The 23,001-nt window shown below is 60.4% G+C and carries 16 protein-coding genes; 3 read left to right on the forward strand and 13 right to left on the reverse strand.

The annotated features are described in order from the left end of the window. Positions 1–22: 22 nt before the first annotated feature. The 13 genes from F475_RS10855 to glnE form a co-directional block, all read right to left on the reverse strand. On the reverse strand, positions 23–1,456 hold the full coding sequence (locus F475_RS10855; RefSeq protein ID WP_111454010.1) for a PIG-L deacetylase family protein: 1,434 nt from the start codon (positions 1,454–1,456) through the stop codon (positions 23–25). Between the two features lie 8 nt (positions 1,457–1,464). Further along, positions 1,465–2,361, reverse strand: a complete 897-nt coding sequence (locus F475_RS10860) for an antimicrobial resistance protein Mig-14 (protein ID WP_111453898.1) — start codon at positions 2,359–2,361, stop codon at positions 1,465–1,467. Next, complete coding sequence (locus F475_RS10865) at positions 2,361–3,491, reverse strand: glycosyltransferase (RefSeq protein ID WP_018928551.1); 1,131 nt, start codon at positions 3,489–3,491, stop codon at positions 2,361–2,363. The genes F475_RS10860 and F475_RS10865 overlap by 1 nt, the downstream gene beginning before the upstream one ends. Then, entirely contained in the window at positions 3,475–5,232 is a 1,758-nt protein-coding gene (locus F475_RS10870) for a carbamoyltransferase (protein ID WP_018928552.1), read from the reverse strand. The genes F475_RS10865 and F475_RS10870 overlap by 17 nt, the downstream gene beginning before the upstream one ends. A 174-nt stretch (positions 5,233–5,406) precedes the next feature. Then, positions 5,407–5,742 carry a YceK/YidQ family lipoprotein gene (locus tag F475_RS10875; RefSeq protein ID WP_081626544.1) on the reverse strand — a complete coding sequence of 112 codons (336 nt, stop codon included), beginning with the start codon at positions 5,740–5,742 and terminating at the stop codon, positions 5,407–5,409. 168 nt (positions 5,743–5,910) lie between these two features. Next, positions 5,911–7,362, reverse strand: coding sequence for a lipopolysaccharide kinase InaA family protein (locus tag F475_RS10880; RefSeq protein WP_064615985.1), 1,452 nt, complete (start codon positions 7,360–7,362; stop codon positions 5,911–5,913). Then, on the reverse strand, positions 7,362–8,114 hold the full coding sequence (locus F475_RS10885; RefSeq protein ID WP_064615984.1) for a lipopolysaccharide kinase InaA family protein: 753 nt from the start codon (positions 8,112–8,114) through the stop codon (positions 7,362–7,364). Before F475_RS10885 ends, F475_RS10880 begins: the two co-directional genes overlap by 1 nt. After that, the gene (locus tag F475_RS10890; RefSeq protein WP_018928556.1) at positions 8,111–8,845 is read right to left on the reverse strand and encodes a lipopolysaccharide kinase InaA family protein; all 735 of its coding nucleotides are present in this window, start codon (positions 8,843–8,845) and stop codon (positions 8,111–8,113) included. The genes F475_RS10885 and F475_RS10890 overlap by 4 nt, the downstream gene beginning before the upstream one ends. Beyond that, positions 8,845–9,651 (reverse strand): lipopolysaccharide core heptose(I) kinase RfaP, encoded by an 807-nt coding sequence (gene rfaP / locus F475_RS10895; protein ID WP_018928557.1) that lies wholly within the window; start codon positions 9,649–9,651, stop codon positions 8,845–8,847. Before rfaP ends, F475_RS10890 begins: the two co-directional genes overlap by 1 nt. Next, positions 9,651–10,772, reverse strand: a complete 1,122-nt coding sequence (locus F475_RS10900) for a glycosyltransferase family 4 protein (protein ID WP_018928558.1) — start codon at positions 10,770–10,772, stop codon at positions 9,651–9,653. Before F475_RS10900 ends, rfaP begins: the two co-directional genes overlap by 1 nt. After that, positions 10,772–11,833, reverse strand: a complete 1,062-nt coding sequence (gene waaC, locus F475_RS10905) for a lipopolysaccharide heptosyltransferase I (RefSeq protein ID WP_007939663.1) — start codon at positions 11,831–11,833, stop codon at positions 10,772–10,774. The genes F475_RS10900 and waaC overlap by 1 nt, the downstream gene beginning before the upstream one ends. Before the next feature lies 1 nt (position 11,834). Continuing rightward, positions 11,835–12,869, reverse strand: coding sequence for a lipopolysaccharide heptosyltransferase II (waaF, locus tag F475_RS10910; RefSeq protein ID WP_018928560.1), 1,035 nt, complete (start codon positions 12,867–12,869; stop codon positions 11,835–11,837). 300 nt (positions 12,870–13,169) lie between these two features. Beyond that, the gene (gene glnE, locus F475_RS10915) at positions 13,170–16,109 is read right to left on the reverse strand and encodes a bifunctional [glutamate--ammonia ligase]-adenylyl-L-tyrosine phosphorylase/[glutamate--ammonia-ligase] adenylyltransferase (protein WP_111453899.1); all 2,940 of its coding nucleotides are present in this window, start codon (positions 16,107–16,109) and stop codon (positions 13,170–13,172) included. Between the two features lie 383 nt (positions 16,110–16,492). On the opposite strand from glnE, the gene aceE reads away from it, so the two are divergent. The 3 genes from aceE (at position 16,493) to F475_RS10930 (ending at position 22,959) form a co-directional block, all read left to right on the forward strand. Continuing rightward, positions 16,493–19,138, forward strand: coding sequence for a pyruvate dehydrogenase (acetyl-transferring), homodimeric type (gene aceE / locus F475_RS10920; protein ID WP_018928562.1), 2,646 nt, complete (start codon positions 16,493–16,495; stop codon positions 19,136–19,138). A gap of 11 nt (positions 19,139–19,149) precedes the next feature. Further along, positions 19,150–21,117, forward strand: coding sequence for a dihydrolipoyllysine-residue acetyltransferase (gene aceF / locus F475_RS10925; RefSeq protein WP_111453900.1), 1,968 nt, complete (start codon positions 19,150–19,152; stop codon positions 21,115–21,117). Between the two features lie 447 nt (positions 21,118–21,564). Continuing rightward, positions 21,565–22,959 (forward strand): alkaline phosphatase D family protein, encoded by a 1,395-nt coding sequence (locus F475_RS10930; RefSeq protein WP_111453901.1) that lies wholly within the window; start codon positions 21,565–21,567, stop codon positions 22,957–22,959. Positions 22,960–23,001: the final 42 nt, after the last annotated feature.

Raw genomic sequence — 23,001 nt, forward strand, 5'->3', positions numbered from 1 at the left:
CCATGCTAGGCCGCGCGATACTTCATTTCTGCCTAACAGATGTTTCACCATGCTTCAGAACCCAGAACAACTCATGCTGCCTGACCGCCTTGCGAAAGAACTCGTTCTCGCCATAGACGGGCGGCACTCTACTGGCCAGAAGCCACTGTACCAACCGTCGTAAACGTCGCTTAAACGGCATGGGCGGTTGCAGGTCGTGCATCATGCCCAACGCCATTGCTTTATCACGCTGACGCGCCAAAGGCATTCGCAGACAGCAGGGCTGCATCGGCGTTGTCGAATCGAACGCCGGTGGCAGGGCGATGCCATGACCCGCATCACCCATCGGCCAACGATCATTGTCATGCAGATGGTTGGCATAGCCAAGCACGGTGGTCGGCTGCCACTCCAGCCCGCTCAACGCTTCGAGAACCGCTGCCTGGGCACAGATGTGATCCGGGTGCGGGTCGAGGGACGGATGCGGCAATACGATCACTTGCGGACGCGCCCTAAGCAACAGTTCACGCAGATCGGCCAGTAAATTATTCCAGGTCGGCGCACCATCGACATCGCCCGGCAGGGCAAATGGATTCAACTGACGAAATAACCGGGTGTCTCCCAAATCCGCTTCGCGCGAACCTACCGGTGTGGCCGGCGCGGCCTGCATCGCCGCCAGTTGCAGGCAAAAATACCCCAACTGCACGCAATGGGCCTCAGGCACCCCGGCCCAGCGCGGTACGGCGATGCTATCCCAGGCCCGCAAACGGCCTTTGAGACGAGCCGCCTCGACCGTGTTCAGACCCATCTGTTGATAATGTTCGGCTTCAATTTCACCGGCGGTCAGGGTGACGATCCAGGCTTCGTCGGCCTGGCTGTACAAACCGTATGCGGCCAATTCAGCGTCGTCGGCATGGGGTGCAATCACCATCACTCGCTGACGGCGGTAGTCCGGTTGCTCGAACGCCCAGAGCACAGGCTCGCCGAGCAACCGACAGAAACGCCCGCGCAGACGCAACTCGCCTTGCGACAACACGTTTGCCTGACCACTGAGATTGAGGTAACGCAGGCCGTTTACACCGCGCTCGAAGGTTTGCCGGTCGGGGTTATCCCCCCCCAGCAACTCGACCACCGGATCGATAAAGCGCCCCAGCCAAGTACTTTTCACCCGCAGCGCCAGTATCAGCGTGGCGTCATCGACCAGCATGACACCCTCATCCAGCCGTAGCCGTTCACCGTCCAGATGAATCTTGGGTTGCGGGGTATACGGCGGGAAGCTGTATTGGTAATCGTCTTGGGGAGAATAAAACAGATGGTCGGCAAACCACGCCTCGTGGGCGATCCAGCCCAGCACCGCAAGCACCAGCGGCAGCCACCAGGCCACCAGCACGCCGATCGCGATCAGCAGCATCAACGCAATCAACAGGCCGATGCGTTTGTTGCGCCGATGGCGCTTGAGCAGTTGCTGTTTGCGGCTCATGGGTTGGTTCATACCGTGAAGACCGGCACAGAATTGCACCAACGGTCCTTGTACTCACGGTCGGTTCGACCAAAGGAAAACCGTAGGGGTTTATCCAACGCGCGTGCATGTTCCCAGGCGCTTTGGGTGTTGAGGAAGCTCAGCACGCTGCCCGGGCTGAATTCGCGGGTCTCGGGATCGACACCGCCGTTGACGTATTCGATGCTGATCCATTCCGGCGCCTCGACGCGGTACACCAGTTGAGTCGCAATCGGTGCGTCGTTGAGGAAAATCACCGAGCCGATCAGCAACTCGCGCAACAACTCGATCACCTCGCCCATGCGCTCGGCACCGGTGGCCGGAAAGCCCCAGCGACGCTGGAACAGGTCGCAATAGATCGCCGCCAGCTCACTGCTGGAAAACTCGGTAACCGGCCGCACCACGCCGCCCGCCTCTTCCAGCAGACGCAACTCGCGGCGCTGGTTGTAGCGAAACTTTTTCGACAATTCTTCAGGCGTACGGGCCAGCGCCAGTTGTTCTGTCTGCAGCTTGATACCGGTAAAACGACCTTCGCTCAGCGCCGACAGGTAACGCCCCCGATGGCGCAACGGTGCCTGGGCATCGGCGGCGGCCGGCAGAATCAGTTCGGCATTGCCGAGGTCGAACAGGCCCTTTTTACCCGTGCGCTTGAGCACGTCCTTGGACAGCGCCAGGTCGCGCCCCCAGGTCGGGATGGCGGCTTTCACTTCGCCGTCCTGCTCCCAAGCCAGGTAACGCACCGGGATGTCGGCCAAATGTGCCAGACGTTCGACCACCAGAGGATGAGTCGCGACGCTGCCGCCAAAACGCTGCCAGGTTTGTGCATAAGTCGAGGCGTCGACCTGCACCCAGCCACGCTCGCGCCAGCCTTGAAATCGGTTGAGCATCAGCCCCTCGGTGCCAGTTCGGTAACGTGCGGCAAATGCCAGAAAGCATCGCGCACCGCGCGATCGGAGAAGCGCTCACGCAAGCGGTCGAACATCAGCTCGGCGCACTGGCGGCGTTGCTGCTCGTCCATCGCGGCCAGATGTTGCAGCCCTTGAGCCAGGTGCCCGGCATCGCCCAGCGGAAATAGAATGCCCACTCCTTCGACCACTTCCCTGGCGCCACCACACGCGGTGGCGAGCAACGGCACACCGGCGGCCATGGCCTCCAGCAATACCATGCCGAACGGTTCATGATCGGAACTCAAGGCAAACACATCGAAAGCGCGGAAGTAGCGACGCGCCTCGGGCACCTGGCCGAGGAACAGCACGCGATCGCCAATACCCAGTTCACGCGCCAGGGCCTTGAGGTCCTGCTCCAGCCGACCGCTGCCCAGAATCACCAGCTGACTGTTGGCCGGCAACCCCGGCAATGCCGTGGCAAAACCATGCAACAACGTAGTCTGATCCTTGTCCGGATGCAGGCGCCCGACGTTGCCGACAATCCAGGCATCCATCGACAGACCGAGGGTTTCCCGGGCCTCGCGAACCGACACCTGACTGGCCTGTAACGCCTGTACATCAATCCGGTTATAGAGCGTCTGAATCCGCGCCTGCGGCCATTTCGGCAAGCAACGGCGCATGTCGTCACGCACCGCATCGGAGACGCCGAGCAGGCTCAGGCGTTTACGGAAAATATGCGCGAACAGTTTGCGGGTGCGGCGCTGGTAATCACCAAACGCGTGATGCACGCCAATCACCGGCAACGAAGTGCCGAGCAGGGCGATGTAGATCGGTTTGAAACGGTGAGCGATGCAGAAACTGAAGTTGCGCGATGCGGCGATCTTTCGCAGATCGCCGATGGCGCCCAGCTTCAGGCCACGAATGGCCTTGGAGCTGTACTCCATGAACAGCACCTCGTCGGACGCACAGTTCGCGGCGACTTGGCTATCTGCTGCCCCGGTCAGGAACACCGTGGTCACGCGATAACCGGTCCCCGCGAACAGGCTGGCGTACTGCCGGGCGCAGTCCAGAAACGGCCCGTCATAGCCGTGACAGAACTGCAGCACATGGCGTTCAGCCGAGCGAGTCATAAGCGTCCGCACCTTCTTTGACCACCAGAATGTCTTCCATGATCAGGTACTGCAGGTCGGAACCGAAGAACATGTTCAAGGCGTCGGTCGGCGAGCAGATCATCGGCTCGCCACGACGGTTGAGCGAAGTATTCAGCGACACACCGTTGCCGGTCAGTACTTCCAGCGCCTTCATCATGTCGTAGTAGCGCGGGTTGTATTCGCGCTTGAGCACCTGGGCCCGGGACGTGCCGTCTTCATGGACGACTTCCGGTACGCGGGTTTTCCACTCTTCAGCCACTTCGAAGGTGAAGGTCATGAACGGTGCCGGGTGATCGATCTTGATCATTTGCGGCGCAACGGTGTCGAGCATCGACGGGCAGAAAGGCCTCCAGCGCTCGCGGAACTTGATCTGATGGTTGATACGGTCCGCCACGCCGGCCACGCTCGGACAGCCAATGATCGAACGACCGCCCAAGGCACGCGGACCGAACTCCATGCGACCCTGGAACCAAGCCACCGGGTTGCCATCGACCATGATTTTGGCGATCTGCTCCGGCATATTGTCGAGCTTGCGCCACTTTGGCTTGTCGGCGTGACGGGCGCAGGCCGCGATCACGTCTTCATTGCTGTAGGACGGGCCGAGGTAGACGTGTTCCATCTTCTCGACCGGTACACCACGGGCATGAGACACATAAGCCGCTGCACCCACCGCGGTACCGGCATCGCCGGACGCAGGCTGGACGAACAGTTCTTTGATGTCGTCGCGGGCAATGATCTTCTGGTTCAGCTTGACGTTCAACGCACAACCACCGGCGAAGGCCAGCTTGCCGGTTTCCTTGAGCACATCGCCCAGGTAATGGTCGATCATCTGCAACGCCAGTTTCTCGAACAGCGCTTGCATGCTAGCGGCGTAGTGAATGTAGGGTTCGTCGGCGATGTCGCCTTCACGTTTCGGACCCAGCCACTCGATCAGCTTCGGCGAGAAGTAGAAACCCTTGCCCTTCTCTTTATAACGACGCAGGCCGATGACGTTGGCGTAGTCGGTGTTGATCACCAGTTCGCCGTTTTCGAACGAGGCCAGGCGCGAAAAATCGTATTTGCTGGCGTCGCCGTACGGCGCCATGCCCATGACCTTGAACTCACCGTCGAGCATCTCGAAGCCGAGGAACTCGGTGATCGCGCCGTACAGGCCGCCGAGGGAGTCCGGATCGAAGAATTCCTTGATCTTGTGGATCTTGCCGTTTTCGCCATAACCGAAGAAAGTCGTGGCGTATTCGCCCTTGCCGTCGATCCCCAGGATCGCGGTTTTCTCTTTGAAACCGGAGCAGTGGTAGGCGCTGGAGGCGTGAGCCAAGTGGTGCTCGACCGGCTCGATCTTGATCTTTTTCGGATCGAAACCCAATTGCTCGAGGCACCAGACAATCTTGTTGCGATAGCGCTTGTAGCGACGGTTACCCATCAGGATCGCGTCGAGGGCGCGGTCCGGGGCGTACCAGTAGCGCTTGGCGTAGTGCCAGCGAGCCTTGCCGAACAGGCTGATTGGCGCGAATGGAATCGCCACCACGTCAACGTCGGATGGCTTGATGCCCGCCTGCTCGAGGCAGAATTTCGCCGATTCGTAAGGCATGCGGTTCTTTGCATGTTTATCGCGCACGAAACGCTCTTCTTCAGCCGCCGCGACCAGCTTGCCGTCGATGTACAAGGCTGCGGAAGGATCATGGCTAAGGGCGCCGGACAGGCCAAGAATCGTCAATGCCACAGGGGTCTAGCCTCTTTAGTCTGCATGCAGGCGCAACGCGCCTCAAAAATTAATGTGCCCTCGCAAGGGGCGAGAGACAGCTAAAGGGCGGGATTATAGCGTAAACGTGGCGGGAATGACCCTGCCCTTATCGGCGCCGTGAAGATGACGTCGAGCCCAAGCGTTCGCCTTTGCTCATCCGCGACCCGGCCGCCAGTAAATCCTGATGTTTCCGTCGGCAGCTTGCCGGTAAATCGTATAGGGCAAGAAAACCGTGTCGAATACACCCGAAAGGGTCAAGTCCAGCAATACGAACGGCACCAGAATACCCGTGGGATCGGGCGGCGCGTGCAGGAGACAAAAGTCGTGAGCCAGACCGCTGTAGATGCGAGGAATGGACTGACAGTAGGTCTTTTGCTTTCTGAGGCCACGAGCGGCGTCTTCGTCATCCTGCAGCACCGTGACAGCGGTCCCGCAGCCAGACAGCGCCAGTGAAAAAGAGCTCAACATCACAGCCATTTTTATCGTCAAAATCTGCCCTCCGAGAACGTCAGGCAAACTAGCATCGCGGCTATTCAGGGCACAGTTCATGGGTTCTGCAGATCATGTAGGACGATTCACAAGAACTTGTCCGCCAGTTCTCGGGAGACTGATCTGGCGCCATCGCGGGCAAGCCCGCGATGGCGTCGAAGACCCGCGTCAAGCAGCGCTAGAAATATCTTTGGGCAGACGCTGATCAATCACTTGGTACAGCGCACTGCTCTCGGGCCAGTTGCGCATGAACCGCGCCCTATCCCGCGCATACGCAGGGGCAAAGCTGCTGAGCGAACCATGCTGACACATCGAATCCAGGTCGATCAGCGCCCAGCGATCCTGTTGCCAGAACAGGTTATGGCCCTTGAAATCGCCATGGCTGATCCGCTCGCCAATCAGCTCGGCGAACAGGTAATCCAGAGCCTGCAGCTCAGCCTCTGGCGCGTCCCCGCTCTCAACGTACGGCGCGAAGCGCTCGATGATGTCCGGCCCCGGCAAATACTCGGTCACCAGGTACGCCCGGCTGCGCAGCCAGAGAAAACGCTTCTCCAGCAACGCCAATGGTTTTGGCGTGGCAATACCGAGGAACGCCAGGCGATTGCCTTCGCGCCATGAGTGCCAGGCGCGGCTCGGGCGCCAGAAACGCTTGAGCCAGTGGGTAAAGCCTTTGATGTTGTAACGCTTGACCACCAATGTGCGCCCGGCCACCTCGACCTTGCCGACGCTCGCCGCGCCGCCGGTCTTGTACAGATGCCCCTGATCGAGCAAGGCGTCGGCCTGTGCCAGCACCGGCAGCATCGCCGCCTCTTCCTCACGGCGAATCGCCCGCAAGCCGAACGCACCACGCTGGACGCTGAACAGCGTGCATTCGCGGCCGACCTTGATCAGAAAGTCCTTCAAACGCCAGCGACGGACCTTGTCGATCTGTTTTTGCAACGCCTCCATCGGCAACGCGTGTTCGCCATTACTCAGCAGGTAATACACCAGCAACTCTTCGGTGAAGGGTTCCAGCACTTTGGGCAACTGGGCGAAGAACACCCCGAGGTTTTCCAGGACTTTCTGTTGCGACAGCGGCTTGCCCGCCGTCTCGACGCAGATACCGGCGCCATCGATCAAATACAACTGACCGCCATGGCGCAGCAGGTTGTCCAGGTGCAGGTCTTCCTGCCACAGGCCTTTGCTGTGCAGTTGGCCGATGGCGCCCAACGCCTCAGCCAGCACCGCGGATTGTTCATCCGCCAATGCGGGCAAGTGTTCGACCTGCTTCCAGGCATCCCCCAGGCTCTCGGCACCCTCAAGGAAATCGAACAACAGCCAACCGCCCTCGCCGTCCTTGAGGCCATCGGCCAATAACAACGGCGTAGTCAGCCCCTGAGCGGCCAGCAAACGCACACCGTCCAGTTCGCGTTGAAAATGCCGCGCCGCTTTGCCACCGACCAACAACTTGGCCAGCACCGGCCGGCCGCGCCAGACGCCAGCCCCAACATAACGCTGTCCCGGCAACACCCGCAGCAGACTCAGCAACTGCAAATCGGCAGGCCCCGCGGCATCGGCCAGTGGAATACTCAGCGGCAGGCTCGGGCTGCGGCCGGCGTTTTTCAGCTCGGACAAACGCATCAACGCGTCTCCTTGTTACTGCGCCGCGCACTCAGGCGCGATACCCAACGGTCCACCCGCGAACTGTTCAGCGGCTGATCCAGATAAACCGCCAACAATTCGCGCAGCTGGCTGTCGCTCCATTCCGGCGCCCGACGCAGCAGCGGCTCCAGATCCTTGATCCGATCACGCCGGCCGAAAAACAGCGGCCGGGTTTTTTCCAGGTCGATCAATTGCGCCTGATAGCCGTCGCCGGTGGCCTGAAGAAAAATGTGCTTGGGGTAGAAGCAACCGTGGACCTGGCGCCTGCCGTGCAGGCGTCGCGCCAGTTGCCCACAGGCCTTGAGAATGGCCGAGTGCTGTATCGCGCTCAGCTCCGACCAGCGCTGCAACAGCGAATCCAGATCATCCCAACCGTCCAGTGCGTGAGTCAGCAGAATCGCCCGAACTTCGCCATCGACCTTGCGCTCACCAAAAAACGCCGCCTGCAGCGCCGGAATACCCAGCGCCCGATAACGACTGATGTTGCGAAATTCACGGGCAAAACTCGGCTCGCCAAAGGGCGAATGCCGGGAGCGCGTCAGGTAGTTGCTCTGGCGCTTGAGGTAGTAGCCATGACCGTCCAGATCCAGCCGAAACACACTGCTCCAGCCACCCCGACCGGTATTGGGCTCGTCCACCGCGTCGAGCTGTTTGGCCCAAAGCGCGTCGAAGGTGCCGAGACCATGACGCTCGAACAGCGCGCGGTCTTCAGCAGCCAGAAAATCAGTCATTCGCGCCCCTCAAAAAATCTCACCACGTGCCGAATGCGTTTCTTGTCAGCGGCATCGAGCCGGGCGCATTGGCGGTATTGCAGGTAAAAGCGCAGGCGCTGGGTCGCCGACAGGTGATACTTGGCGACCTTGTCGAGGCAGGCCAGGTCTTTGGTGATGCGGTATTTGAGCCAGAAGCCGCGCCAGAAATCGCCGTTGGGGCAATCGATCAGGAACAGCCGGGCCTCATCGTCGACCAACAGGTTGCGCCACTTCAAATCATTATGAGTGAAACGGTTGTCGTGCATGGTCCGGGTGTAACCGGCCAATTGGCGACTGACGGTATCAACCCAGGCGCGATCCGCCAGTTTCGGATCATGCCGATTAGCCAGGACCGACAAGTCTTCGGTATGCGGCAGTTCGCGGGTGATCATTGCCCCACGGGCGTACGTCACACCGTGCCGCTCCAACCCCCAGGCCACAACCTCTGCGGTGGGAATGCCCCACTTGGCGAAACGCTTGAGGTTCTGCCATTCGGCCTTGACCCGAGGTTTGCCCAGGTAGCGCCGCAGGCCTTTGCCGGCACTGACGTAGCGTTTGACGTAATAGTTGACGCCTTTGCGCTGGACGCGAATAACTTCGGACAGCGGATCATGGGTCAGTTGCTCGCCCTCGAGGGCAAACACCGCATCAAGACTGCCGAAATCTTCTGCCAGATCGCTGTAAGCCGGCTCCAGTGTCCAACCCGACATCAGAGCGCATCCCCGTAGCGCTGTTTACGCTCGTAGAGCTTGTTGGCCTTGCCTTCGAGCCACGCCAGTAACCCGGCTTCCTCAACCAGTATCTGGCGCAGGGGCTGCTGGAAGTACCCCTTGAGGAAACGCAGTTTGTCGCGACGGGTCAGGCCGATCTCCAGCGCCGAAAAATACAGCGCCGCCAGGTCCTTGTTGCGCCAGCGCCGGGTAATCGTCGGGCGGGCCTGGGCGCGGTGCAGGTCGATCACCGACAACTTGAGGTCATCGCAGGTCACCGGCTTATCGGTGTGCAGCAGGAAGTGGCAGATGTAGCAGTCGCGATGGTTGACCCCGGCGCGGTGCATCATGCCGGTCATGCGCGCGACTTCGGCGATCAGCGCGCGCTTGAGCTTTGGCTCCGGCGGGTGCTTGACCCAGTCGATGCTGAAATCTTCAAGGCTGACGGTGGGCGCCAATTCTTCAGTGACGATGAACGAATGCTGATCCGCCGGGTTGCTGCCCTTTTCGCCATAAGCGACGGCAGTCATGGTCGGCACGCCGACTTCTTGCAGGCGCTCAATGGCCTTCCACTCCTGGCCCGCGCCCAGCACCGGCAGCTTGGCGGTCAGCAGGTTCTTGAAAATCTCACCCCAGCCGATGCCCCGGTGGATCTTCACGAAGTACCCGTGGCCGTCCACTTCAGTTCGCAGTGTCCGGCGCGCTTCGAGCTCGCGGTACACCTCGCCCTTGAGGTCCTCGACTTCGGCGAACGGGTCGCGTCCGGCCCAGAGGCTCTTGAACGGTTCAGCCAGCATCAACTTCATTAAGCGTGCTCCGCCAGAATCACATCGGCCGCGTGCTGCGGCATGCTGTAGAGGTCGGCCGTCTCGGCGAAGGCCAGACCGTTGCGGCTCCAGGCCGCCCGTGCATCAGTGTCGTTCAACATGCCGGTCAGGTACTGAGTCAGTTGCGCCTGATCGAAGGGTTCGTCCAGCACCAGACCCGCGTCGGCCTCGGCGATGTAATGGGCATACCCACACACCGCGCTCACCAACACCGGCAAACCGGCTACCAGGGCTTCAAGCAATACCGTCCCGGTGTTTTCGTTGTACGCCGGGTGGATCAGCAGATCGGCACCGAGCAGGAAGCGCGGGATATCGCTGCGGCCCTTGAGGAATTGCACGTTGTCGCCGAGCCCCAATGTGGCGCTCTGCAATTGGAATACTTTGGGGTCGTCCTGGCCAATTACAAACAGCCGGGTGCGTTTTTTCAGCTCGGCGGGCAGCGCGGCCAGTGCCTTGAGGCTACGGTCCACGCCTTTGGTCTTGAACCCGGAACCGATCTGCACCAGCAGCAGCTCATCGTCCTTCAGGTTGAATTCGGCGCGGAACCCGGCGCGAATTTCATCCGCGTTCGCGGGGCGACGACGGTCTTGGGCAATGCCCGGTGGCAGCAAATGGAAGCGCTCCAGCGGTGTGTCGTAATGCTTGATGAACAGCGGCTGCTGGACTTCGGAAATCATCAGCACTTCGGTCTTGGCATCTTTGGCGAACACCGCGCGCTCGTACTCGGCGAAGTGCCGGTAGCGGCCCCAGCGACGGTACAGCGAGTTGCGCAGGTTTTGCGCCTTGTCTTCGAAGCAGCCGTCGGCGGCGTAGTAAACGTCCAGGCCCGGCATTTTATTGAAACCGATCAGGCGATCCACCGGGCGCTTGGCCAGATCGGCCTCCATCCATTCGGTGAGTTTCTCGTTGCGCCGATGATTGAAGAACGCCTTGACCGGCGCCACCAACACTTCGAAGCCCGGCGGGATGTCGCCTTCCCAGATCAACGTGTAGACACGAATTTGATGGCCGCGCTGCTGGCATTCAAGGGCGATGCGCATGAAGTCACGCTGCAAGCCGCCAAAGGGAAAGTACTTGTACAGGACAAATGCCAATTGCATCAGCGCAGCTCCTCAGCCAGTAACAACGTGCTCAGTCGGCTCGCGACACGCTCGGGATTCAGACGCGTGAAGCACAGGGGCCACTCGCGTTTCAGGTCAAACCGACGGGCATCGTCGGCCGTCGGTTGATAGGTGCATTTCTTTTGCAGGCACGGTGCGCAAGGGAAGTCGCTGGCCATGTGAATCTGCGATTTGCCATAGGCGCCGGTCAGGCCCGGATTGGTCGGGCCGAACAGCGACAGGGTCGGCACGTCCAGCGCCGCAGCCAGGTGACCGAGGCCGGTGTCCACCGCCACGCACGCCTGCGCGCCGGCCAGGACTTTGCCGACACCCGCCAGGTTCAGCCTGGGTAGCACTTCGACGTGTTTCATGTCTTTGGCGATGCGCTCGGCGCGGGCTTTTTCGACCGGGTTGCCCCATGGCAGCTTCACCGCCACGCCGAGATAACCCACCCGCTCGGCCAGCTCGCGCCAATAGGCTTCGGGCCAGTGCTTGGTGTCCCAGGTGGTGCCGTGGAGAAACACCACGTACGGATTCTTGCGCGGCAATTCCACCAGCCGCTCGACGTTCAGGCCGTAATCACCCAGGCCTTTGGGCAGGTCGTAACCCAGGGCCACTGCGAACAGCTGACGCACTCGCTCAACCGCGTGCTGCCCACGGGCCACGGCCAGACGCCGGGAATAGAAGCGCGCGGCGATCGGTTCGCGGGCCGAATTCTTGTCCAGCCCGGCCACCGGCGCTTTGGCATAGCGCGTCAGCAACGCACTTTTCAGCAGGCCCTGGGCATCGATCACCAAGTCGTATTTCGTCGCACGAACGCTTTGCTTGAAGCGCTTCCACTCGCCACTCTTGATGGTCTGCCAGATGTTCTTGCGCCAGCGACGGATCGCCACCGGAATCACCTTGCCCACGGCCGGGTGCCAGGTCGGAATCTCGGCGAAACCTTCTTCCACCACCCAGTCGAACTTGATGCCGGGGATCGCCCTCGCCGCATCGGTCAACGCTGGCAACGCGTGAATCACGTCGCCCAGCGAAGAAGTCTTGATCAACAGTACCCGCAAACTATTTGACCTCGACCACAGTGCCCAGCAACCGCTGCAAGGCTTCGTTCACCGCTTTGGGCATGAGCTGGCGCAAGCAGTTGTAATGACCGAAACGGCAGGTGCGATCGAAGCACGGACTGCATTCGATGCCCAGGCGCACGATCTCGACATGCTCGGCCAGCGGTGGCGTGAAACCCGGCGACGTCGAGCCGTACACCGCCACCAACGGGCGGTTCAGCGCGGCAGCCACGTGCATCAGGCCCGAGTCGTTGGAGACCACCGCGTCGGCGCAGGACAGCAGATCGATGGCCTCGGCCAAGGAAGTGCCGCCACTGAGGTTTACCGACTCTTCACGCAGCCCCGGAATCAACCGCCCACGAATGTCTTCGCCCACCGCGTGATCGTTTTTCGAGCCGAACAGCCAGACTTGCCAGCCTTCACGAATCTTCGCCTCGGCGACCTTGGCATAGTGCTCGGACGGCCAGCGCTTGGACTCGCCAAATTCGGCGCCAGGGCACAGCGCCAACACTGGACGGTCAAGGGCCAGGCCGAACTTGGCCAGTGCGCCGTCGCGAGTCACCGGATCGATCTGCAAGCTCGGCCGTGGATAAGGTTTCGGCAGCTCGATGCCAGGCTCAAAGGCCAGGGCCATGAAGCGCTCGATCATCAACGGATAACGCTCTTTGTCGAGCGTGCGCACATCATTGAGCAGGCCGTAGCGGAACTCGCCACGCCAGCCGGTGCGTTTCGGGATGCCGGCAAAAAACGGCACCAGGGCCGATTTCAGCGAATTGGGCAGCAGGATGGCCTGGTCGTACTGACCGGCCAGGGATTTACCGATGCGCCGACGCGTCGCCAGTTCCAGCACGCCGTGGCCGAGCGGGAAGCTCAAGGCCTGGCGTACTTCGGGCATGCGCTCGAGGATCGGCCGGCTCCACTCGGGGGCCAGCACGTCGATTTCGCACTGCGGGTGGCGTTGTTTGAGACACTGAAAAAGTGTCTGCGCCATCACCATGTCACCGACCCAACTGGGCCCAACGATCAGAATTTTCATGTGGTTTCCAAAAACGAACCGGGGAGGCATACGCCTCCCCGCCTCGAGAATCCAGCACCTGCGGGGTGAGCCGCCAGGTCATTTGGACGAGCCGGCAGGGGCTCGTCGAATAAATTTAATACACATCCATGTTAGTTAGCATAACCCTCTGTGGCGAGGGAGCTTGCTCCCGCTGGGCTGCGAAGCAGCACCAAAACTGCCACTGCGTTTTAATCTGGCGGACCGCACAATCTGATATGGGAGTGCTTCGCACTCCAGCGGGAGCAAGCTCCCTCGCCACAAAAGCCTGCCACACTCATGTCAGCTTAACCCCAGCTCACGCCAGATCCGCATGACCTGCCGTCGCTCATCCGCGAACTGGTCGCCCGGTATCACACCGGCATCCTTCTGCAAGGCCTCCCGGTGAGCGGCGGAGCGGTAGGCTTTATAAGCCTCACGCAACAGGCTGGCGTCTTCGGCGGGTATCAACCCTTCCTCCTCCAGCCCTTCCAGAATGCGGATATTGTCGGTATAGCGCAGCAATGACGGATGTGTTTCAGACCACGCCAGAGCCGCGTATTGCACCATAAATTCAATATCGACGATACCTCCAGCGTCCTGCTTGAGATCGAACGGCGCCGTGGCCTCGAAGGCATTTGCCGCCGTGCCCGCCGCAGTGCTCTTGCTGCCGAGATTATCGCGCATCTTGGCGCGCATCTCGCTGACCTCCTGGCGCAAGGTCGACAAGTCCCGCGATTTGGCCAATACCGTCGCGCGAACCTTCTCGAATGCCTGGCCGACATCCTGACTACCCACCAGCACCCGCGCCCGCACCAGCGCCTGGTGCTCCCAGGTCCAGGCCTCGTTCTCCTGATACCGGGCAAACGCGCCCAATGAACTCACCAGCAAACCGGAAGCACCGGACGGCCGTAGGCGCATGTCCACTTCATATAGCTGACCGGAGTTGGTCTGAGCCGTCAGCAAGTGAATGATCCGCTGCCCGAGCCGGGTAAAGAACTGTGCGCCGTCGATGGGTTTCGGGCCGTCGGTTTCCGCTTGCGGATCCGCGTCATGGATGAACACCAGGTCCAGGTCCGAACTGTGCCCCAATTCCAGACCGCCGACTTTCCCGTAACCGACAATGATGAATCCAGGGTCGCACACACTGCCATCGGTGCGCAGCGGTGTACCGTACTTGGCCACCGTCTGGCGCCAGGCCAGGGCCAGCACTTGTTCGAGGATCGCTTCGGCAAGCCAGGTCAGGTAATCGCTGACTTTCATCAACGGCAGGCTACCGGCAATTTCCGAAGCTGCGACACGCAAGCGGTGCGCCAGTTTGAAATGCCGCAGGGCTTCCATTTGTTGTTCGAGGTCGTCTTCGGGAATCCGCGTCAGACGCTCGCGCAACTCGGCCGCCAGCTCCGGCGCCAGCGGCGGCTTGAACAGCCGGCCTTCGTTGAGCAATTCGTCGAGCAGCAACGGGAAGCGCGTGATCTGTTCGGCAATCCACGGGCTCGCCGCGCACAGTGTCAGCAGACGGCGCAGCGCACCGGGGTTTTCGGTCAGCAGCACCAGATAGGCGGAACGCCGCGCCACCGCTTCAACCAGTGGCAGCACGCGCTCCAGCACCAGATCGGGATTGGCGTGCTCCACGGCCTGAGCCAGCAAGCGCGGTATAAAAGCATCGAGGCGTTCCCGCCCCAGGCGCTGCATGGCACGCAATTGCGGACTGCTGCGCAGACTGGCCAATGCTTTCAGCGCCTTGGAGGCATCGGCGAAACCGCCCTCTTCGAGCTGGCGGCACGCGGCTTCTTCGTCCTGGGCTTCTTCCCACAGCGGCAGCCATTCCCCGCCGACCACCACTTCGCTCTCGGTGCCCTGCTCTTCATCGGGATCGGCAATCACCTGACCAAAGTGCCAGGCCACCCGGCCACGCCAGTACATCAGTTGTTCGTGGAATGCCGTCCAGTTGGCAAACCCGAGCATGAAGGCAATGCGCGCCTGATCCTGCGGGCCGTCCGGCAACATCTGGGTCTGGCGGTCGGCAATTGCCTGAATCGCGTGCTCGGTGTAACGCAGGAATTCATAGCCTTGGCGCAGTTCGCTGACCACCGCTGGCGGCAGATAGCCCTGCCCCTCCAGGGTGCTCAGTACTTTTAATAGAGGACGCTGCTGCAGGCTCAGGTCGCGACCACCGTGAATCAGCTGGAAGGCCTGGGCGATAAACTCGACTTCACGGATGCCGCCAGAGCCAAGCTTGATGTTGTCGGCCATACCCTTGCGCCGGACTTCCTGCTGGATCAACTGCTTCATGGTGCGCAGCGCTTCGATAGCCGAGAAGTCCAGGTAACGCCGGTAAACGAACGGCCGCAGCATCTCGAGCAACTGGGCGCCAGCCACTTGATCGCCAGCCACCACCCGCGCCTTGATCATCGCGTAGCGTTCCCAGTCGCGACCCTGATCCTGGTAATACTGTTCCAGCGCATTGAAGCTCAGCACCAGAGCGCCGGACGAACCGTAAGGCCGTAGGCGCATGTCGACGCGGAACACGAAACCGTCGACAGTCATCGGGTCCAGCGCCTTGATCAGACGCTGGCCGAGGCGAATGAAAAACTCCTGGTTATCCAGCGAACGTTTCACGCCGACGGTTTCGCCGCCCTCGGGGTAGGCAAAGATCAGATCGATGTCCGACGACAGGTTTAGCTCCACCGCGCCGAGCTTGCCCATGCCGAGGATGACCATCTGCTGCGGCTCGCCGCTGCGCCGCCCGGTGGGCACACCGAACTGCTGGCAATGCCGCGAGTACAACCACTGATAGGCCTGATCGATGCTGGCATCGGCCATGTCCGAGAGGTCGCGACAGGTCTGCACCAGATCGGCCTGGCGAGTCAGGTCGCGCCAGATGATCCGCACCTGGTGACGATTACGCTGGCGGCGCAGGGCACGGCCTAGCTGGTCGTCGGTTTCGGCGGCGCTCACCGCCATGGCGATCTGTGCGCACAACTCGCCCGGTGCCAAGGCGCGGTCCAGTTCGCCGGACTGCACCAGTTCCAGCAACATCAAAGGGTCACGCAGACTCTGTTCAATCACAAAATCGCTGGCAGCGGCGACGCGGGCAAATTGCGCCCAGCGCTCAGGCGTCCAGGCAGACAGGCCATGGTCATCGGGAAGGACCCCGACCGTCGTACGAAACGACTGCTCGGCGCGGGTGACTAACGGCAGGAGCCCATCGGGCAGTTCGGCAAGCGAAGGGAGGCTCATGGTCTATCCTTGATCGGCGTGTGAAGGGCTGCATGTAGTGATTCGTGAAAACACGCTACGCGACTGACTGTCGAACAAAGGTTAGAAATAGCTGAAATTTCTTTTTTTTTGGCAGCGATCATCAAGCTTCCACCTTTTTCGATTGGCAAAAGACCAACCTTAACGATTATTCTCACAACGCAGCCGGAGGCCACAAGCCAATCATCTGTAGTTTTACTACTCGTCTATACATTCGAAAGGCTGAAATGCCCGAAGATTTGTAGTAAAACTACACGCCGCCGGAACAACCTATCGGCAATCCAAGAATTTATATCGTCTGCCCACAAGGCCAGTCGCAAACTCAGGCAACCGATTCTGGAAGCCTTTCCGCCCTGGAGCAAGCCATGCAAGACCTCGATCCCGTCGAAACCCAGGAATGGCTGGACGCCCTGGAATCGGTTCTCGACAAAGAAGGCGAAGACCGTGCTCACTATCTGATGACCCGTATGGGCGAACTCGCAACCCGTAGCGGTTCGCAATTGCCTTACGCCATCACCACGCCATACCGCAACACCATTCCCGTTACCCACGAAGCACGCATGCCTGGCGACCTGTTCATGGAACGCCGCATTCGCTCGCTGGTACGCTGGAACGCGATGGCCATGGTGATGCGCACGAACCTGAAAGATTCTGACCTGGGCGGTCACATCTCCAGCTTCGCCTCCAGCGCAACCCTGTACGACATCGGCTTCAACTATTTCTTCCAGGCCCCGACCGACGAACACGGCGGCGACCTGATCTACTTCCAGGGCCACACCTCGCCAGGCGTTTACGCCCGTGCATTCATGGAAGGCCGCATCACCGAAGACCAGATGAACAACTTCCGCCAGGAAGTCGACGGTCAGGGCCTGTCGTCCTACCCACACCCATGGCTGATGCCTGACTTCTGGCAGTTCCCGACCGTATCCATGGGTCTGGGCCCGATCCAGGCGATCTACCAGGCACGCTTCATGAAGTACCTGGAACACCGTGGCTTCATCCAGCCAGGCAAACAGAAAGTCTGGTGCTTCCTGGGCGACGGCGAGTGCGACGAGCCGGAATCCCTGGGCGCGATCTCCCTGGCCGGCCGCGAAAAGCTGGACAACCTGATCTTCGTCATCAACTGCAACCTGCAGCGCCTCGACGGCCCGGTTCGCGGCAACGGCAAGATCATCCAGGAACTCGAAGGCGTGTTCCGCGGTGCTCAGTGGAACGTGACCAAAGTCATCTGGGGCCGCTTCTGGGACCCACTGCTGGCCAAGGACGTCGACGGCATCCTGCAACGCCGCATGGACGAAGTCATCGACGGCGAGTACCAGAACTACAAAGCCAAAGACGGCGCGTTCGTGCGTGAACACTTCTTCAACTCGCCAGAACTCAAGGCGATGGTTGCCGATCTGTCCGACGACGAGATCTGGAAGCTCAACCGTGGCGGCCACGACCCGTACAAGGTCTACGCGGCATACCATGAAGCGGTCAACCACAAGGAACAACCGACCGTCATCCTGGCCAAGACCATCAAGGGTTATGGCACCGGTGCCGGCGAAGCGAAAAACACTGCGCACAACACCAAGAAAGTCGATGTCGACAGCCTGAAGTTGTTCCGCGATCGTTTCGACATTCCGGTCAGGGACGAAGAGTTGGAGAACCTGCCGTTCTTCAAACCGGAAGAAGGCAGCGCCGAAGCCCGCTACCTGGCCGAGCGCCGTACTGCACTGGGCGGTTTCGTGCCTCAGCGTCGCGCCAAGAGCTTCAACATCCCGACCCCTCCACTGGACACCCTCAAGGCGATCCTGGACGGCTCGGGCGACCGCGAAATCTCCACCACCATGGCCTTCGTGCGGATCCTCGCGCAACTGGTCAAGGACAAGGAAATCGGCCCGCGCATCGTACCGATCATCCCGGACGAAGCCCGTACCTTCGGTATGGAAGGCATGTTCCGTCAGTTGGGCATCTACTCCTCCGTCGGTCAGCTCTACGAGCCAGTCGATAAAGACCAGGTGATGTTCTACAAGGAAGACCAGAAGGGCCAGATCCTCGAGGAAGGCATCAACGAAGCGGGCGCCATGAGCTCCTTCATCGCTGCCGGTACTTCGTACTCCAGCCACAACCAGCCGATGCTGCCGTTCTACATCTTCTACTCGATGTTCGGCTTCCAGCGTATTGGCGACCTGGCCTGGGCCGCTGGCGACAGCCGTACCCGTGGTTTCCTGATCGGCGGCACCGCCGGCCGTACCACCCTGAACGGTGAAGGCCTGCAACACGAAGACGGTCACAGCCACCTGCTGGCCGCGACCATCCCGAACTGCCGCACCTACGATCCAACCTACGGCTACGAGCTGGCGGTGATCATTCAGGACGGCATGAAGAAGATGACCGAAGAGCAACAGGACGTCTTCTACTACATCACCGTAATGAACGAGTCCTACCAGCAGCCAGCCATGCCGGCCGGTGCCGAAGAAGGCATCAAGAAAGGCATGTACCTGCTCGAGGAAGACACCCGCGAAGCGGCGCACCACGTTCAGCTGATGGGCTCCGGCACCATCCTGCGTGAAGTCCGTGAAGCGGCGAAGATCCTGCGTGAAGAGTTCAACGTCGGCGCCGACGTATGGAGCGTTACCAGCTTCAACGAACTGCGTCGCGATGGCCTGGCCGTTGAACGCACTAACCGTCTGCACCCTGGCCAGAAGCCTAAGCTGAGCTACGTGGAAGAGTGCCTGAACGGCCGTAAAGGTCCGGTCATTGCCTCTACCGACTACATGAAGCTGTTCGCTGAACAAATTCGTCAGTGGGTCCCGTCCAAGGAATTCAAAGTCCTGGGCACCGATGGTTTCGGCCGCAGTGACAGCCGCAAGAAGCTGCGTCACTTCTTCGAAGTAGACCGTCATTTCGTGGTGTTGGCAGCCCTGGAAGCCTTGGCTGACCGTGGTGACATCGAACCTAAAGTGGTGGCTGAAGCCATCGCCAAGTTCGGCATCAACCCGGAAAAACGCAACCCACTGGACTGCTGAGGAGACACTCTGTGAGCGAACTCATTCGCGTACCTGACATCGGCAGCGGTGAAGGTGAAGTAATTGAACTGTTTGTGAAGGTCGGCGACCGTATCGAAGCCGATCAGAGCATCCTGACGCTGGAATCGGACAAGGCGAGCATGGAAGTGCCTGCGCCTAAGGCCGGCATTATCAAGAGCCTGAAAGTGAAGCTGGGCGATCGCCTGAAAGAAGGCGACGAACTGCTGGAACTGGAAGTCGAAGGTGCCGCTGCCCCAGCCTCTATACAGCCCCCTGCGGCGGCCGCTGCGCCAGCCAAAGCTGAAGCCAAACCGGCTGCCGCACCTGCGCCGGCGGCGCCTGCTGCCGCGCCGGCTGCTGCCAGCATCCAGCAAGTGCACGTGCCGGACATCGGTTCGTCGGGCAAGGCCCAGATCATCGAGATCCAGGTCAAGGTCGGCGACACCGTCGAGGCTGATCAGTCGCTGATCACCCTGGAATCCGACAAGGCCAGCATGGAAATCCCTTCGCCCGCCGCTGGCGTGGTCAAGGCCATCAGCGTCAAGCTCAACGACGAAGTCGGCACGGGCGACCTGATTCTGGATCTGGAAGTGGCGGGTGCTGCGGCCCCTGCTGCTGCCGCTCCTGCCCAGGCTGCTGCGCCTGCTGCCGCTGCTCCGGCGCCAGCCGCCGCGGCTCCGGCTGCACCGGTTGCCGACAGCGTTCAGGACATTCACGTCCCGGACATCGGTTCGGCTGGCAAGGCCAAGATCATCGAAGTACTGGTCAAGGCTGGCGACACTGTTGCCGCCGATCAGTCGCTGATCACCCTGGAATCCGACAAGGCGAGCATGGAAATCCCATCGCCTGCCGCTGGCGTGGTGGAAAGCATTTCCATCAAGCTGGATGACGAAGTCGGTACCGGCGACCTGATCCTGAAGCTGAAAGTCAAAGGCGCGGCACCTGCTGCAGCCCCGGCTCCGGCTGCCGCTGCCGCGCCGAGTGCTCCAGCGCCTGCCGCTGCCACTCCGGCTGCCGCCGCTCCTGCTGCCCCGGCTACTGCTCCTGCCAAGCCTGGCGCGAAAGTTCACGCCGGCCCTGCCGTGCGTCAACTGGCTCGCGAGTTCGGCGTCGAGCTGAGCGCTGTCGGCGCCAGCGGTCCGCACGGTCGCATCCTGAAGGAAGACGTTCAGGTTTACGTCAAGGCCATGATGCAGAAGGCCAAGGAAGCTCCGGCCGCTGCAGCTGGTGCAACCGGCGGCGCGGGCATCCCGCCGATTCCGGTCGTAGACTTCAGCCGCTTCGGCGAAATCGAAGAAGTGCCGATGACACGCCTGATGCAGGTCGGCGCTGCCAACCTGCACCGCAGCTGGCTGAACGTGCCGCACGTGACGCAATTCGACTCGGCGGATATCACCGAGCTGGAAGCGTTCCGTAATGCCCAGAAAGCCGTTGCAGAGAAGGCCGGCGTCAAGCTGACCATCCTGCCGCTGCTGCTCAAGTCCTGCGCACACCTGCTCAAGGAACTGCCGGACTTCAACAGCTCGCTGGCTCCAAGCGGCAAAGCGATCATCCGCAAGAAATACGTGAACATCGGCTTCGCCGTCGACACCCCGGATGGCCTGCTGGTACCGGTCATCAAGAACGTCGACCAGAAGAGCCTCCTGCAACTGGCCGCCGAAGCTGCTTCCCTGGCTGAGAAAGCCCGGACCAAGAAGCTTTCGTCGGACGAGATGCAAGGCGCCTGCTTCACCATTTCCAGCCTCGGCCACATTGGCGGCACCGGCTTCACGCCGATCGTCAACGCGCCGGAAGTGGCGATCCTCGGTGTTTCCAAGGCAACCATCCAGCCAGTCTGGGACGGCAAAGCCTTCCAGCCGAAACTGATGCTGCCACTGTCGCTGTCCTATGATCACCGTGTGATCAACGGCGCCGCTGCTGCACGCTTCACCAAGCGTCTGAGCGACCTGCTGGCGGACATCCGCACCATCCTGCTGTAACACCGACTGGCCCTCCCCTGACGGGGGGCCAATCGCGTTCCACGTTTTCCGAGCGCCACGCTCGTACCTCAACCCCGTCGATTTGGCGGGGCTTTTTTTGCCCTGAAGAAAGCCCTCCGCGTTTCAGCGTCCTATGTAGCAGCTGTCGAGCTTGCGAGGCTGCGTTCGGCTGCGTAGCAGTCATGAATCCGGCTGACGCGGTGTGCCTGATGCAATGCAAGTTCTGGTTTGACGACTGCTACGCAGCCTCGCAAGCTCGACAGCTGCTACGGGATTGACCCTCTTCGTGCCTTATTCCTACATCTAAGGCTTACGCCACCTACAACCCCAGTCCACTTCTGCCCGATATTTTTCTCCAGCCAATAACTAGGCTTAGTTCGGAGATTTCTAATAGAAACCTCGATGACTTAATTTGCTTAGTTAGCACTACCTCGAATGGATTCGAACATGTTCAAACCAACTGTCGGCCCAATTATCGGCCATACCACAACTAACCATGCGCGTATTTTCTTGCGCGGTGAATTACAGAACGATGCCTTGGTATTTGCGGGCATCCGTTATCGACGCACAGGCGAGAAACTCTGGTCCAAAGGCGTATTTGCAAAACTGTCCGTCTTGCGCGACATGTCCGATGTCATTGCACTCAATGACCTGGTCACCGACACCGACTATGAGTACCAGGCAGGCTGGTTCAGCCCCATGAGCCCGGTGCATACCGTGGAGACAGTTCAGGAACTGCCGCTGCAATGGCCACGGGAGATTTACCGCTTTCGCACGCAGTCCAGCAAAATCAGCCAGCCACGGGCCTATATCGTCGGCTCGTGTCGTTACCTGCGAATGACCGCCGGCATTGCGTCGGCCCCACAGTTGGGCGACCGGATTTTTGCCTCGATCAACAGCCTGGCGGACAGCGCCGAACCGCCCGTCAGTGCCATGCTGATGACTGGCGATCAGATTTACGTCGACGACTTGAACCTCGTGGCCCCCGACCGGGAATACAAGGACATTCTCAAAAAATACCGCACAGCCTTTTCGCAGCCTCATATTTCCAAGTTAATGTCGGGCATGCCGACTTACATGATCCTCGACGACCATGAAATAGAAGACAACTGGCCCGCCAACAAAAGTAACGCCGATGATTACTTATACAAAAACGCCATTGCAGCATATGAGTTATATCAAGCCAGTCACAGCCCCACGCATGAACTGCTGGCCAATGGGAAAGTAAGCAAAAGACTGGAAAAGTATTGGTATCAGTTCTCCGAGGGTGATATCGGGTGGTTTGTCACCGACAGTCGAACCCGACGCAATCTGTCGGCCAACGACCGGCGCATCCTTGACGAAGAACAGGAACAGGCGCTGCTCAAATGGCTGATCAATAACCCGGCCCGGGTCAAATTCGTGGTCACCAGTGTCATGTTCTATCCCGACCGTAAACTTCACGGTGATGACGCTTGGAAAGCCTTCCCGGAGCAACGCCTACGGCTGCTGGAGACGATTCGTACACGCCGTATCAAGAACGTCTTGTTCATCTCCGGCGATGTCCACGGCTCCCTCACCAGTCGCCTGACCCACAGCGAGGACCCGGATTTCGAAGTCCACACCATCGTGTCTTCACCGTTGTGCAACAGCAAACTGCTGCCGTACGCCAAGGCATCGACCTTCATCCTCGATCAGGCCCTGGCCCGAACAGCGGCAGGCGACTATCGGCATGAACTGACCAGCGAGGTGATCAGCCAGGACAACTTCGCGCATCTGATCGTCGAGGCCGAGCAGGTTCGCGTCAATTATCACGATCGGGATGGCAAGCCATTGCAGTCGATCAGCATCAAATTTCGTTGATCCCTCGAAAAGATCGCAGCCTTCGGCAGCCCCTACGGGCTG

The organism is Pseudomonas sp. URMO17WK12:I6 (genome assembly GCF_003253625.1).
In the GTDB taxonomy this organism is placed as follows: Bacteria; Pseudomonadota; Gammaproteobacteria; order Pseudomonadales; family Pseudomonadaceae; genus Aquipseudomonas.

Excerpts from the sequence above, each read along its gene's own strand:
- rfaP (WP_018928557.1), bottom strand. The coding sequence starts at position 9,651 with ATGAAGTTGATGCTGGCTGAACCGTTCAAGAGCCTCTGGGCCGGACGC.
- F475_RS10860 (WP_111453898.1), bottom strand. The coding sequence starts at position 2,361 with ATGCTCAACCGATTTCAAGGCTGGCGCGAGCGTGGCTGGGTGCAGGTC.
- aceE (WP_018928562.1), top strand. The coding sequence starts at position 16,493 with ATGCAAGACCTCGATCCCGTCGAAACCCAGGAATGGCTGGACGCCCTG.
- F475_RS10880 (WP_064615985.1), bottom strand. The coding sequence starts at position 7,362 with ATGCGTTTGTCCGAGCTGAAAAACGCCGGCCGCAGCCCGAGCCTGCCG.
- F475_RS10855 (WP_111454010.1), bottom strand. The coding sequence starts at position 1,456 with ATGAGCCGCAAACAGCAACTGCTCAAGCGCCATCGGCGCAACAAACGC.
- F475_RS10890 (WP_018928556.1), bottom strand. The coding sequence starts at position 8,845 with ATGTCGGGTTGGACACTGGAGCCGGCTTACAGCGATCTGGCAGAAGAT.
- F475_RS10885 (WP_064615984.1), bottom strand. The coding sequence starts at position 8,114 with ATGACTGATTTTCTGGCTGCTGAAGACCGCGCGCTGTTCGAGCGTCAT.
- waaF (WP_018928560.1), bottom strand. The coding sequence starts at position 12,869 with ATGAAAATTCTGATCGTTGGGCCCAGTTGGGTCGGTGACATGGTGATG.
- F475_RS10865 (WP_018928551.1), bottom strand. The coding sequence starts at position 3,491 with ATGACTCGCTCGGCTGAACGCCATGTGCTGCAGTTCTGTCACGGCTAT.
- glnE (WP_111453899.1), bottom strand. The coding sequence starts at position 16,109 with ATGAGCCTCCCTTCGCTTGCCGAACTGCCCGATGGGCTCCTGCCGTTA.
- F475_RS10930 (WP_111453901.1), top strand. The coding sequence starts at position 21,565 with ATGTTCAAACCAACTGTCGGCCCAATTATCGGCCATACCACAACTAAC.
- F475_RS10900 (WP_018928558.1), bottom strand. The coding sequence starts at position 10,772 with ATGCAATTGGCATTTGTCCTGTACAAGTACTTTCCCTTTGGCGGCTTG.